Annotated in this window: 10 protein-coding genes; 6 read left to right on the top strand and 4 right to left on the bottom strand. The window is 39.3% G+C overall.

What is annotated here, in order from left to right; all coding sequences use genetic code 11:
• The first annotated feature begins 159 nt into the window (after window positions 1-159).
• The 5 genes from H6G59_RS24730 (at window position 160) to H6G59_RS24710 (ending at window position 7071) form a co-directional block, all read left to right on the top strand.
• Entirely contained in the window at window positions 160-1650 is a 1491-nt protein-coding gene (locus H6G59_RS24730) for a NarK family nitrate/nitrite MFS transporter (protein WP_190719942.1), read from the top strand.
• 161 nt (window positions 1651-1811) lie between these two features.
• Window positions 1812-4067, top strand: a complete 2256-nt coding sequence (locus H6G59_RS24725) for a molybdopterin oxidoreductase family protein (protein WP_190719939.1) — start codon at window positions 1812-1814, stop codon at window positions 4065-4067.
• A 279-nt stretch (window positions 4068-4346) separates the two neighbouring features.
• Complete coding sequence (locus tag H6G59_RS24720; protein ID WP_190719935.1) at window positions 4347-4805, top strand: phosphate-starvation-inducible PsiE family protein; 459 nt, start codon at window positions 4347-4349, stop codon at window positions 4803-4805.
• A 16-nt stretch (window positions 4806-4821) separates the two neighbouring features.
• Entirely contained in the window at window positions 4822-5274 is a 453-nt protein-coding gene (locus tag H6G59_RS24715; protein ID WP_190719932.1) for a nitrate reductase associated protein, read from the top strand.
• Between the two features lie 426 nt (window positions 5275-5700).
• Entirely contained in the window at window positions 5701-7071 is a 1371-nt protein-coding gene (locus tag H6G59_RS24710) for a PrsW family glutamic-type intramembrane protease (protein ID WP_190719926.1), read from the top strand.
• A 500-nt stretch (window positions 7072-7571) separates the two neighbouring features.
• On the opposite strand, the gene H6G59_RS24705 is transcribed toward H6G59_RS24710, so the two are convergent.
• From H6G59_RS24705 to ndhM, 4 genes are all read right to left on the bottom strand, one after another.
• Window positions 7572-8210, bottom strand: coding sequence for a hypothetical protein (locus tag H6G59_RS24705; protein ID WP_190719923.1), 639 nt, complete (start codon window positions 8208-8210; stop codon window positions 7572-7574).
• Window positions 8211-8361: 151 nt separating this feature from the next.
• Complete coding sequence (locus H6G59_RS24700) at window positions 8362-9939, bottom strand: CHAT domain-containing protein (RefSeq protein WP_190719920.1); 1578 nt, start codon at window positions 9937-9939, stop codon at window positions 8362-8364.
• 137 nt (window positions 9940-10076) lie between these two features.
• Window positions 10077-12023 (bottom strand): protein phosphatase 2C domain-containing protein, encoded by a 1947-nt coding sequence (locus H6G59_RS24695; RefSeq protein WP_190719917.1) that lies wholly within the window; start codon window positions 12021-12023, stop codon window positions 10077-10079.
• A gap of 437 nt (window positions 12024-12460) precedes the next feature.
• Window positions 12461-12817 (bottom strand): NAD(P)H-quinone oxidoreductase subunit M, encoded by a 357-nt coding sequence (gene ndhM / locus H6G59_RS24690; RefSeq protein WP_127051843.1) that lies wholly within the window; start codon window positions 12815-12817, stop codon window positions 12461-12463.
• 1126 nt (window positions 12818-13943) lie between these two features.
• Here ndhM and H6G59_RS24685 point away from each other — a divergent pair.
• Window positions 13944-14225, top strand: a complete 282-nt coding sequence (locus tag H6G59_RS24685; protein WP_016948939.1) for an Npun_R1517 family heterocyst differentiation transcriptional regulator — start codon at window positions 13944-13946, stop codon at window positions 14223-14225.
• Window positions 14226-14523: the final 298 nt, after the last annotated feature.

The following is a 14523-nucleotide window of genomic DNA, read 5'->3' as shown; positions in this document are numbered from 1 at the left end:
TGATAAGGGGGGGATAAATCAATCAAAGTCCCCCTTAAAAAGGGGGATTTAGGGGGATCTACAAGTATTAGATACCACAAGAAAAAGTTTTCAAACAACCTCTAAGTATTTCATAATTCCCTACCTCCAAGAAATTAATAAATCACGAGGAAAATTTAAATGTTGAAGGGATTATTTTCGTTTCAGGGTCGCTATCGCATTTTACATCAGACTTGGTTTGCTTTTTTTCTCACCTTTGTCTGTTGGTTTAACTTTGCACCCTTCGCTACCACAATTGGTAAAGAATTAAATTTATTACCTGAACAAATTAAAACTTTAGGTATTTGCAATTTAGCTTTAACAATTCCAGCCCGCATCATTATTGGGATGTTACTGGATAAATTTGGCCCCAGAATTACCTATTCCATATTATTAATGTTTGCTGTTATTCCCTGTTTAGCAACAGCATTAGCCCAAGACTTCAACCAATTGGTTATTAGTCGCTTATTAATGGGAATAGTCGGTTCTGGATTTGTTGTTGGTATCCGCATGGTAGCCGAATGGTTTCCTCCCAAAGAAATGGGAATTGCTCAAGGTATTTATGGCGGTTGGGGTAACTTTGGAGCATTTGGAGCAGAATTTGCTTTACCAACAATTGCAATTGTAACTAGCTTTTTAGGTGGTGGTGGTTCTAACTGGAGATTAACAATTGCATTAACAGGAATTATAGCCGGAATGTATGGCGTAATCTACTACAAAAGCGTTCAAGATACACCCATTGGTAAAGTTTATAAAAAGCCCAAGAAAAATGGCTCTTTAGAAGTCACATCAATCAAAAGCTTTTGGGCGATGATTGTGTCTAACTTTGGGTTAATTTTTGCATTAGGCTTATTAGCTTGGCGGTTAGAACAAAAAAATATTCACTTCCTTACACTCAGCCAAATGTATATAGTTTGGTTGGCGTTAGCAGGATTATTTGCTTACCAAAATTATCAAGCATATCAAGTCAATAAAGAATTACTAACTGGACAAAAAACTTACCCTGCAAATCAACGTTATCAATTTAGTCAAGTAGCATTACTAGAATTCACTTATATTACCAACTTTGGTTCAGAACTTGCAGTCGTTTCCATGCTACCTTCCTTCTTTGAAAAAACCTTTGCATTAGAACACGTAGTAGCCGGAATGATCGCTGCCACCTATCCCTTCTTAAACCTAGTTTCCCGTCCTAGTGGAGGCTTAATTTCTGATAAATTAGGTTCTCGTAAATGGACAATGACAATAGTTTCTGCTGGCATTGCTCTTGGTTATTTAATGGCACATTTTATTAACAAAGATTGGCCTATCCCCTTAGCAATTGCTGCGACAATGTTCGCTGCTTACTTTGCTCAAGCTGGTTGTGGTGCAACTTACGGAATAGTCCCATTAATTAAAAAAGAAGCAACTGGACAAATAGCAGGAAACGTTGGCGCTTACGGTAATTTTGGTGGTGTAGTTTATCTCACAATTTATAGCTTAACTGACCCATCAACCCTATTTGCCACAATGGGAATAGCCGCCATGATTTGCTCATTTATGTGTGCATTCTTCCTCAAAGAACCAAAAGATTCATTTGCTTGTGATGAAACTGAAGAAATAATTATTCATCAACCTGTTTTTATAGAAGAATAATTGTCTCACGCAAAGGCGCACCAGCGAAGCGTATCCCTAACGGGAGCCGTAGGCTTTAGCACGAAGTGCGTTAGACGCAAAGGTAAGAATACAAAGAAATTGTCAAAATCACACTTTCCTCCTCTCCGCGTCTCTGCGTGAAATAAAAAATTATAAATACCATGAATGAATTTACCAAAACACTTTGTCCTTATTGCGGTGTTGGTTGTGGTTTAGAAGTTTCCCCACCAGCCCAACATGGAAAAGCCACAAATCGAGATAGTGAAGGAACTCCAACTTGGCGGGTACGTGGTGATAAATCACATCCATCTAGTCAAGGAATGGTATGCGTTAAAGGTGCAACAATTGCTGAATCATTAGATAAAAATAGATTGCATTATCCAATGATGCGCGATTCTTTAGATCAAGAATTTCGCCGTGTGAGTTGGAATGAAGCTTTTGATATTATTACCCAACGGATGCAAACATTGCGCTTGAACCAAGAAACAGATTCTATCTGTATGTATGGTTCTGGACAATTTCAAACCGAAGATTATTATATTGCTCAAAAATTACTCAAAGGTTGTTTAGGAACTAATAATTTTGATGCTAATTCCCGTCTTTGTATGTCTAGTGCGGTGTCTGGGTACATTCAAAGTTTTGGTGCTGATGGTCCTCCTTGTTGTTATGACGATTTGGAGTTAACTGATTGTGCTTTTTTAATTGGGACGAATACAGCAGAATGTCATCCAATTGTTTTTAATAAGTTAGCGAAATATCATAAAAAAAATCGTCACGTGAAAATGATTGTGGTTGATCCTCGTCGCACTCCTACCGCAGAAGCAGCCGATTTACATTTAGCTATTCGTCCTGGTACAGATATTGATCTATTAAATGGTATCGCCCATTTATTAATGAAGTGGAATTACATCGATACATTATTCATGGATGAATGTACCAGCAATTTTCCAGCTTATGCAGAAGTAATTCGTCATTATTCTCCAGAGGTGGTAGCTAGTCGATGTGGTATTAGTATTGAAGATTTAGAAACGGCTGCTAAATATTGGGGAAAATCTAAATCTGTACTTTCTTTATGGTCAATGGGTGTCAATCAATCTTCGGAAGGTACTGCTAAAGTTAGAACTATTATTAATTTACATTTAATGACGGGACAAATCGGTAAACCTGGTGCGGGTCCTTTTTCTCTTACCGGTCAACCTAATGCTATGGGAGGAAGAGAAGCGGGAGGTTTGGCGCATTTGTTACCGGGATATCGATTGGTGAAAAATGACCAACATCGAGCAGAAGTTGAGGATTTTTGGAAACTCAAAAGAGGACAAATTTCCTCTGTTCCTGGTTTGACTGCTTGGGAAATGATTACTGGTTTGGAAACTGGAAATGTGGGTTTATTATGGATTGCAGCTACGAACCCCGCTGTGAGTATGCCAGATTTAGAACGCACTAAAAAAGCTTTATTAAAATCTCCTTTTACTATCTATCAAGATGCTTATTACCCTACAGAAACATCAGCTTATGCTCATGTTTTATTACCTGCGGCACAGTGGGGTGAAAAAACTGGGATCATGACTAATTCTGAAAGAAGAGTAACATTGTGTTCAGCTTTTCGTGAACCACCAAGAGAAGCAAAACCAGATTGGGAAATTTTTGCAGAAGTGGGAAGACGTTTAGGTTTTGAGAAGGAATTTGCTTTTAATAATTCTGCGGAAGTTTATGCGGAGTTTGTGCAATTAACTCGTCAGCGTCCTTGTGATATGTCGGGTTTGAGTCATGAGGTTTTACAAACAAAGGGACCGACTCAATGGCCACACCCTGAAAAGAAAGCACAACCAATATTTATTGATGCGGAAACAGGAGTTGGGAGTTTTGCACTAGAAGCGAAAGAAAAAACTTCTTCACTCAAGGACGGAAAACGCTTGTATACAGATTTACGCTTTCATACTCCTGATGGACGCGCTAGATTTGGGGCCTATTATTCAAAAGGACTCGCAGAACCACCTGATGAGAATTATCCTTTTGTGTTAACTACTGGACGACTTTACGGACATTGGCACACACAAACGCGCACGGGTAGAATTGAGAAAATTCGCCAAATGCACCCCCAACCGTTTATTGAAATTCATCCCCGTGATGCTGCGACGTTGGGAATTCTTGATCATCAGTGGTTGGAAGTGCGATCGCGCCGTGGTATAACTAAGTTTCCTGCTAAAGTCACAAAAGCTATTTCTCCTGGTACTGTTTTTGTCCCCATGCACTGGGGTAAGCTTTGGGCAGATGATGCTGAAGCTAATGCACTGACTCACTCAGAAGCTTGCCCAGATTCTTTACAACCAGAATTAAAGGCTTGTGCTGTGCAATTAGTACCTATCTCTGTAGAAATTACTACCACAAATCATCAAGTTTTGTCCTCACAATGGTAAGCTGCTTAATATGTTTCCTAAACTGGGAATTATTAACTTAACCTAATATTAATATTCAATAGTTATGATTAGGTTTTTTGATACATAATTTTCTAGGACTTAATCATGAGCCAGTATCTTGGATAATAAAGTCTTAAATATAAATAAATACATTTCTTATAATCAGCCAATGTGGTTTACTTAGATAGATAAATAGCCTTTCTTATCCTGTAGATAAATCTAGAGGATTTTTCTTTTATAGTGATAGTTTTTTGGTTGATTTTAAACAGGGTACTACAGATGAGTAAACTAATCAAAAAATTGATAGAACTTACCAGCGATAAAAACTTCATGCACCTCATCGAAATTGTGGAGGTCATAGTTTCAAAATTGCTATCTCTACTGATGGTACTGGTAATTTTTGCAACACTTGCCGATTTAACAATATTTATAATTAAGGAGATACTTTCCCCAGCAGAAGGCAGTTTTAGTCAGGCATTGTTTAAAACGTTTGGATTATTTCTAAATGTTCTGATTGCTTTGGAAATATTAGAAAATATTACAGGCTACCTAAAAAAGCACGTTTTACAAGTTGAATTAGTTATTGTTACTTCGCTAATTGCAATTGCTCGCAAAATTATTATTCTTGATTTAAAAGTAACTGAAGGTATAGAAATTATAGGTTTAGGTATTGCTATTCTTTCCCTATCAATTAGTTATTTTATAATTCGGAGTAACAATTCTGGAAAAGAACATTAGAATAGGTTTTAATTTTATGTCCAAGTTATTTGAATTTGAAACAGAATTTGTTGATAATCTACGTTGCATACCGATGCAAGTACGTTACAAATTAGATACCTGTGGTATCAAACTCAGATTATCTGAGTGGAACCAGATGAATCTAGCAGAACGTACAGCTTTAGTTGAATTACCCTGCTTGACAGCAATAGAGATTCAATCTTACCAAGAGTATCTACAAAAATTAATTTTAGAACTTACAGGTAAACCACCTGCCCAATTACCTATTGAATCTCTTCCCCCTTGGATGGATGCTAAAACTATACCACCTAGCCTTCAAGAGAAAGCACAAGAAATGGGTGTTACTATTACGTTACAACAATGGTTTGCTTTAACACTTTTACAACGTTTTGCTCTGATTAAACTTAGTCGTTCAGGACATGAAAACAAAAATTTTGCCGCAGCAATGGCAGAATTTAATCTGTTTTAGTAAATCGATTTTAGATTTTGGATTAACCCCATAGATAAACCTAGAATATTGAAGATAGTTTGCTTTATATCCCAATATAAAACATTTATTGTATCAATATTTTTTGTTTTTTTGAACATAGATATAGTAATCCTCTACTGATATGGAAGGGAATATTTTATTGGTTCCCCTGACTAGAAAATGAGAAATCTTTCCTGCTTCTGGGTCAGGAGTAAAACAACTAATATTGTACATTTGTGACTTTCTTGGTTTTGAATTTTTAATTTTGTATTTTGAATTGGAGCAAAGCGACGGTTAGTGAAGCTATAGTGTATTTAGCAATAGCTGTGGCTGTTGTTCTGACTAAGGTTAAATCTACTACCAAAAAATTTGATAGCCTAGGGTGGCGTAAGCCACAGAATTTGTATAGACACACTCACTAACTCGATGACAGGCAACAACGCAAGACATAATGCATTTCTGCGGCTAGTGTCTAGTAAGGTCGTAGCTTCTGGGTCAGAAGCCCGCTACTCACTGCTTCCCACTAAAGAGACGGTCATTGGACGTGACCCCAGCTGCCAAGTTGTCTTGGATGCCATGATGTACCGGATGGTATCTCGTCGTCATGCGGTGGTTCGACCCCTTTCGTTATCTCCAGATAGCAGATTCAGCTGGGTGATTTGTGATTTGAATAGTGCCAATGGAACTTTGTTAAATGGACAACTGTTGCAAGGTTCTCAAGAATTGCACCCAGGCGATCGCATTTCTCTAGGTGCAGATGGTCCGCAATTCATTTTTGAGTATGAATTTCCCTCTCAACCAACTGTGATGTCAGCTAACCACGGGAAGGAACTACCATCTGCTAAAAATAAACAATTGCCATCACAGCATGATTCAGTTAGCTTCACACAACTGTTTCCAATTATTTCCACTGGGAAAGATTTAACACGGAAAGCTTACTTAGTACCGGGAATCCTGACAGTAGTATTTGTAGTGCTGATGTTTGCGACAGTAGGCAATCCCCAAGCAAATCAATTGATTGTTGGGTCTTACATTGCCTTTGCTGCTTACTACTTTGTGTACCAACTTTGTGGGAAACCGAAACCTTGGTGGGTACTCATTTCGATGGCATTGAGTACAACACTGATTTTGCTTAGTCCTGTATTAGATTTTCTGATCTTTGTCTTTCGCGTTATCCTTCCTGGAAGTTTGCCCTCATCTCAAGAGTCAATCACCTTCACAGAATTGCTGGTGCGGATGTTTTTTGGTGCTGGGTTAATGGAGGAATTACTAAAGGCATTGCCCGTATTAGGCGCTTATTTCATAGGTAACTCATTACCATCACCTTGGCGCGAACGGATCGGCGTTTGGGAACCTCTAGATGGTATTTTGCTGGGAACTGCTTCGGCTGTGGGTTTTACTTTGCTAGAAACTCTTGGTCAATATGTGCCTGTGATCACCCAAAATGTTACCCAACAAGATGGCATAGGTGCAGGCCAGTTGGTGGGTTTGCAACTACTGATTCCGCGAATTTTAGGCTCTGTAGCCGGACATATGGCTTACAGTGGATACTTGGGTTATTTTATCGGGTTAGCTGTCCTCAAGCCGCTGATGAGTTGGCAAATTCTCTCAGTTGGGTATTTAAGCGCTTCCGCACTTCATGCTTTGTGGAATGCTACAGGTTCAATCAATGCTTTGCTGTTGGTGGTAGTTGGGGTTTTATCTTACGCTTTTTTGATGGCGGCAATTCTGAAAGCACGAGCATTATCTCCAACGCGATCGCAAAATTTTGCAACTCGCTTTCTCGAACCAAAATAAAACATTTCTGGGGTAATTGGTGATTGGTGATTCGATTTTGAATTTCGGATTTTGGATTGTATTTAATTAACTCCGATCTAAAATCTAAAATCTAAAAATCTCTCCATCTCCTCATCTCCCCAGTCCCTCACAAGTATCAGCTTCATGAATCTCTACGCCTTAGATTATGCCAGTTTGGATGTTAGACTTAGATTTTATAGCCGTGGACAGGGTGGTTAGGACATCAATTGATCATGAAACTCTCACTACAAGAGGGTTTTACTCCTGAACCGGAGGTCTGCGAAGCGTCTCCTGAACCGGAGGTCTGCGTAGCGTCTCCTGACTCCTGCTATAAATAAGGCAATGATGGTAATCAGTTTATACGTATTTTATGCTGAACCAAATATGAATAAAAAATGGAAATTCAGCCAGAGACTTTAATACACAGAAAAACAGAACTACAAAGAGTTGAAAATAAATATCGACTTAATTTGATATCAGCCCAGTGATGAGAGAAAAATTTAGGATTCAGTCTGCAAGCTAGAGAGTTGTTTGAAGGCATAGTCAGCGATTGCTAAACTAACTTTTGCTTGTTCTATTTCTGATAAACTTGTCCAGTCTCGATTTTCAATATTTTTGGTGACAAATACCAAGTTTTGTTGTTCGTTACTTCGCATGGCATAGGCAAAAGGACGAGCTAAGACTAGCAGATCATCTGTTCCCCAATTTGGTAGTAAAGCTTGCACACATTCCACTAGTTTATCACTAGTAGATTGTTCTAAAGTGATAATTTCCGCAGCTTTTTGGGCGATGGCATTGAGCCAATTTGAGGGGACAGAGGTAGAAAAAGCCCTATGTAAAGCGGATTGAAGACGATTAGATGGCTGTTGATCATGGTCAGTTTGAGAATGGGAAACCTGAGACCAAATGTCATCTAGATGGTGATAAAAATTCTCCGCTCTGGTAGTCAGGTCTTCTGCTAGCAAATCCTGACACTCAAACTGCTGCTCTAGTTGGGAAAAATAAGCTTCTGATTCTTCATCAGCGGGATTCCAGGGATAAGTAGCATCTTCAGGTTGTAGTAGTGCTTCTAATAAATCTAAATCTACTGAAGATGGAAAAACAGAGCCGATATCTAAACCATTGATTTTATTAATCATGTTTCACCTCACAATTAATTGATTAGCCTTGTTGACAGCTACAACTTGAAGAATCAAATTTCCGCAAAAAACAATGATTGTTTCTCTATATCAAAAGTAGGGGATTAAACCCAATGCCGAGAACAGAAATTTTCCGGTTGAAATTATTCCTTTAGGAATTTTTAATTAGGAATTCCCAGGTTTCACCTTTAGCGTTGCCAAACTTTAATTGCATTCCCGATCTTAGAGGCACTTCTTCTCGGAGGATTTGTTGCCAGCCATTTGGACCTAAACACCAAGTTGTACCATAAGTTGATAAATCTTGCAGGTAGTATGTTTGCACTGATGTAGTACCGGTGAGAGTATTTCGGCATAAAATTTCGGCATGGCGTTTGGAAATATAGAGTTCAGGGATGACAATATCATTATCCTTAGTGCGACCAATACGGGTGACACCAGAACGCAATAACCAAGTTTTTCCTTCTGGTGAGAGCGATCGCAATGATGCTGTGGTTTTTGGGGAACCCAGTCCAGATATAGCAGTATCTGGTAATTCTGTAATTCCTTCATCAACACTCTTGATCAAGTCACCATTAAAATCTGGATGCAGGTAGAGAACTGGTAATGTCCAAGCCGGTTGATTGAACTTATATAGTGTTAACAGTTCTTGCCTTGCTGCTGCCATTGCTTCATCAATTGGTTTACGCGATCGCAATCCTTCTGTAAAAGCTTGAATAAAACTGTGACTTTCTTGGTCAGCGATTTCATCCCGCATTGCTAATACCGCAGGCACACCATGACGGATGAGTACTTCTGCTAAACTACTAGCGGGTATGACTTGTTGATTAATTTTCGCTGGTTGCGCCCCCCAGCAGGCATTAAAGACCCCCAACTTGACACCTGTACGTGTTAATACTTGCGCTAATTCTATACCATTGAGGTTCATATCTGACCCCAAAAATAATAAACCACCATCTGGAGCAGGTAGACCGTGGCCAGCGAAAAAAAAGACATTGTAGGCTTTGGTTTCTAACTCTTGAATTAACTGTTGTGGAGTGGGTTGCAAGAGTGTCTTCACCATACAAGGCGCGTAAGCATTTTTTCCTAATGGACTACAGTCTGACAATATTTTTTCAAGAATAGCAGCTTCTGTTTCTAATTGCAGATTGTCATCATGTCCTAAAACCAATAAGACATTTAAAGCTGGATCGGTTCGCAAATTTGGCAGAGGTTCAACTTCACTAGTAGTGCGACTGAATAAAATGTCTTGGGAAAGAGATATTGCCGATTGGCCAGGTTCACGCTGCATAATTTCCCAAGGCAGAGCTATAAGATCAGGGTCACGAATTTCTAAACGAAAGCGCAACCGTTTATTCTGACCCATAGCAATACCACGACTACGTTCTAGACTACCAAGAATTGACCCATCGAATACCCAACGCCATAAACTGATGCCTAGGTATTGCATCAAACGACTACTGTAAGGACTGGTGGTTTGACCGGCCACGGGTAAATTGAAATCAATGGGTAATGTATTTACTCCTGGTAATGTCGGCAATGAAACAATATCCAAGGGATTATGACCAGCAAACATCTGCTGCCATTCTTGCCAAATTTGACTAAGTTCAGTAGAAAAAACACAGTCACGCAAAACATAACCACTGGGATAGGGAGCTTTAACCACCCAAATAGCGAAGTTATCAGTGCCAGTATTTACCAGACGGGCGATCGCCAGATTCAGGCAGGACATGGATTCAAGAAACTAAACTTTAAGAACAAATAATTAACAATAAACTTAGTCCAGGCAGAAATTTTTACCTGGTAATTTTTTATTCGTTTATCACCTGCATTATAAGATAGTGTGGGATACCGAAAAGGCATTGTTCACTAAGGTGCAGGTGGTTGACTAACTGGTGGCGAGAAATCTTGCTGGTTTTCCAGGTTTGTTGGTTGTGGGTTTACAGATGGATTTACTGGATTAGCAATCGGAGGTGGTAGCTGCCGTTGGATTTTGATCCAATATCCCAGTGAACCAGATGCTAAAAGTATCCCCAGAAGAACTAGCAACTGTAGCGGTAATTGAGACGTGCGAGTCGGCTTGGTTTCTGGAATGACTTGAGTTTGCTGGTAAGAGTTTTCCAAAACTGTGCCGTTTGTGATTTTTGGGGTCAAATCTACCGTTTTGCTAGAGGAAATAGTACCGATGTCCGCGTTGAGTGTTAAATCGGGTTCGGAGTATTGGACTTGATAATGTAATAAAGCGATGGTGACATTATCGTGTCCATTTTTGGTATTAGCGATTTCTATAAGTCGCTGGGCAACATTTTCTATATTTGTCTCGCCAGAAAGAATAGGTAAAATTTCTGTTTCCCAATATTCTTCTACGCGGTCAAAATCACTCAAACCATCAGAAGTGAGTAGAAAAACAGCATCTTCATCAAGAATAAACCTTTGGGCTGTGGGATGCAATGAAGCGCTTTTACTCATCCCTAAAGCTTGCACCAAAGAGCCAGAACCACTATGTTGTAATGCTTCGCGGTATACAGCATAACCTAACCGCACTTCGCGGGAAGCCACATCATCATCTAGGGTAACTTGATAACAACCTTGGCGCGTAATCCAATAGGCACGACTATCACCAATATGGGTGATATACATTTCGTGGGCAATGGGCAAAGCCATTACCAGGGTGGTTCCCATCCGTTGTCGCCCTTGACGATGTTCAGTATCATTGCGCTGGCTAATTTTATCATTAACGAGTGCTACAGCCTGCTCCAAATCATTCAGTAGCAGTAAGGGATCGATGTTTTCATAAGGAACTGAGGTTAGTTCGATTACCTGTTGCTGAATGGTTTCAATGGCTAAAGTTGATGCTATGTTACCTCCTTCATGTCCACCAATACCGTCACAGACAATAGCTAAAGCGTTTTGCTGTGGTGGTTTACTGACAATGACACCAGTAGGGGGGTAACAGGCATCTTCATTACGTTGACGACTAGGGCCTGTGTTAGTTTGGGTGACAATTTTAATGGTGGTTTGTGCTGGAGAAGTGCGTCCAGTGCCACCTGTCCCTAATTGTGCTAGTCCTTGATCTAGAACTGTAATTAATTGCTCAGATGAGTTGATTTTGCCCTGAATGAGAGCATCACTAATTTGTTTGATAAATTCAGCTATGGCTGGCTTGGCATCCTTCAGCAGTGATCGCCAAAATTCTCCCAATTGTGACAATGTTGGTGCTGGTTCTGAATCCAAATGCAACTCCAGTAACCGCACTAATGCCCCTTCAACTCGCAATAAATTGGGATCTAATAAGCTGGAAGCTACTCCTTCGGTTAAAAGAGGTTGCCACAAATGAGCTAATTGCCAGAGCCAATTAATTTGCCGGATTGATGAGGCTTCACCCCAAACAGTGGTTAACTCGCTGCACAGATGTACTTGAGAGCTTATACCATCAACTAACAGAGGCGGTTTTTCCAGAAGTAATATTTCTGGCTGCAATTGTTCTTTATTTACAGTTAACACCCCATATATTTGCGGTATGTGTAAGCGGTAGGGAATTAGTTTGAGATAGGCTTTAATTTTCTGGAAATTATCTAGTTCAGGTATTTGGGGTAGTAAACCAGGCTTGAGATCAAAAATAATAGATTGACCAATGACTAGATAGCGATCGGCTAAAATTTCTCCAGGACTACCCAGACTTAAATTATCCCCCACAGCCCACAAGTAACGCTTGGGTAGTGGTGTGGAACATCGCTGGCAAAACTTGTGTGTCAGGGGGTTAGCAGCTTGACAATATTCATTTGGGCAGTAGAGTGTTGCCGCGTCATTTTCCATATTTGTCGCACCGATCAGCGATTGGCAATTTCTTCAACAGTATTTGCTGCGGTAATTTAGACCGCTTATGTTTTTGTCTTCAACACAACCAACTTTGGATTGTGATTTTAGCTGGTGACTAGCAGTCGTTGCTAATACTTATTACTACTTCACTTATCCCAATAGCATACTCCTAAGTCAACCCTACAGCCTCATCATAGCTTCTATTGCTCTGGGACTTTCTACCATCAAAGTAACTAAATTTCACCCTGTCAGCAAAGCTTGACTTGGGAAGATGGAAGGGGCTGAAAAGGCAGGGAAGTGGGATGTTCCTTGCAGCACCCTTACCCAGCCCTTCAGTCTGCTGTTTACTAGGGACTAGGGATTCTCACTTTGGTTAGTCCCTAAATTGTTGGTGAGTTACAAAATTTATAAATCACCAACAATAATTATTCACCTTATTGATTTGAGTTAGCTGCAACTTGGGGTAGTCCCATGCTGTAGTTAGTAACGCGGCTAGAGAGATTGTAGCTAATTTCGCCTTTTTGCAGAAGCGATCGCAGATAATGCTCCAAGTCTGACCCAATACGACGCAAGTTATAATCTGTTAGGTCTACACCACTGGAGGCTTCTACTAGTTCATCAAACTTGCGATAAACTTTTTGCAGAGCATCTTCATTCCAGTTAAATTCATTGTCTGGGTCAACATCTAAGGTCAACACCTGATTACTAGGAACTAGTTCATCTTTGTCCATTTCAGCCGCAAAAATGCGAATATGGCGGGTTGTAGACTTGAGCAGCATCGGGTTATCCATAAAAAGGTGTAAGATTTCGATTAATTACACTGCAATCATTTTAACTGCTGTGCTTGGGCTTAATTCCTCCAACTTACAAGCTGTGATTGCAGTTTTCACGAATTTTGGGAAATATTTAGTTTGCATTTATCAACACACTGTCTGCTGCGATTGCTGCTAGAGACAGAAAACTGAACGATTGAAGCAGGTTGTGCAGCTAGTGCTTCAGTTCAACTGAAAAGAAAAAATTAACAAGGTTCCCAGCCTTTTCTTCCAGTATATAGCAGGGAAGTCTTAATTCTTAACAAGCAGCAGGGTTGAAAGTCTGTCGGTATTTGAATTTTATGTATCCTTGACGGCAGCGTCAGCCATCACCTATGCCTTTCTTAAGGGATACAGGTATGACAATTAACTGACAAAAGTGTCATACCTTTAAAAGAAATTTAGTACCAGTAACCTGTTCTCAAGTTCCAATTCTGAGTTAAATATCTACAAAGCGAGCAGTAGTGACAGGGGAAAGAAACAAGAAATTTTCTTTTTGGCTGATGCCTTCTCAGTGCAGCTAGTAATCTTTAAAACTTGCTATCCTATTTGGTAAAATTCTGGGCTAAGATAACTTAATTCAGTATGTATGTGATTCTCCAGAAAGAAATTTTTACAATTCATAATTTTACCGATTTAGTCTCAATAAATTTACTGATAAAAAAGAGTACAATTAGTAATTGTACTTATAATAGCCACAATGACATATAGCTCTAATCCAATGACAAAACTCAGCGTTCGCGCTTAAGTGTATATACTTAAAAAACAATGATAAGTAAAACTGTTATTGACGTTTAGATAAAGTTGATGTAAAAACTTTTAAAAAGGTCTGGCAAGTTCTTACAGAAACTTTATTGTATGGAATCTTAAAAACTGAATAATAGTTTATGAGTAACATATGCGATAACTAACACAGGATCATCAAAACTGAGACGAAAATGTAGCTGGAACAAAAGCAGGAGGAGTTAAATCGAATGCAAATGTGATGTATAAGAAAAAATTCTTAATTCAAATACTTCTTTGTATTCAAAAAAATATAAAGAGTTTTTTTCCGGATATCTAGTTTCTCACTCGCATGAACACCAAGTAAAGGAATCCTCAGACTATGAACTCCAAAGCATTACCACGCCAAATAAATAATCTCGAAGTGGGTGTTTATGAATGCGAAATTCATCTCAAATTCCGGTTGATTGAAGAAAAAAGTCTATTGGGCGATCGGGAACAACTTTTGCAGGTGCTACTAGATGCGCTAACTGAGGGATCTGACGACTTTTTGGAGACACTACAAGCGTCTGTAAAAGCGCAAGAGGTTTCTGAGTTCAAAGCCTCGCCTCAAATGAGACGTCAACTGATGCGTTTACGGAACTTTGCTGATAATAGCCAATAACTAAAGCTGTACTTTTGAGAAGTAGCAAATTCTGATTCGGGCATCAAATAGTAAATTTATTTACGTTGTCCCCTACCTATTTGCTATCATTACTAGTCAGCTTGTATAATCAGACTCTACAGATACAAGTGAGAAAATCACCTCAGGGAAGTTTAAGCAAGTATCTACATCAGCCCTTAATAATAGTGCGCTACCAACATACATGGATGTCTACTTAAGGAAGTCATCCCTTGCTTCAAATTTAGGTTAGAGTTGTTGAAAGTTTATTTTCCGATAAATTTCAACATATAGGAGGGTT

The organism is Anabaena lutea FACHB-196, assembly GCF_014698305.1.
In the GTDB taxonomy this organism is placed as follows: Bacteria; Cyanobacteriota; Cyanobacteriia; order Cyanobacteriales; family Nostocaceae; genus Anabaena; species Anabaena lutea.
The sequence above is the reverse complement of the archived record's forward strand: the minus strand, read 5'-3'. Positions and strand labels throughout refer to the sequence as shown.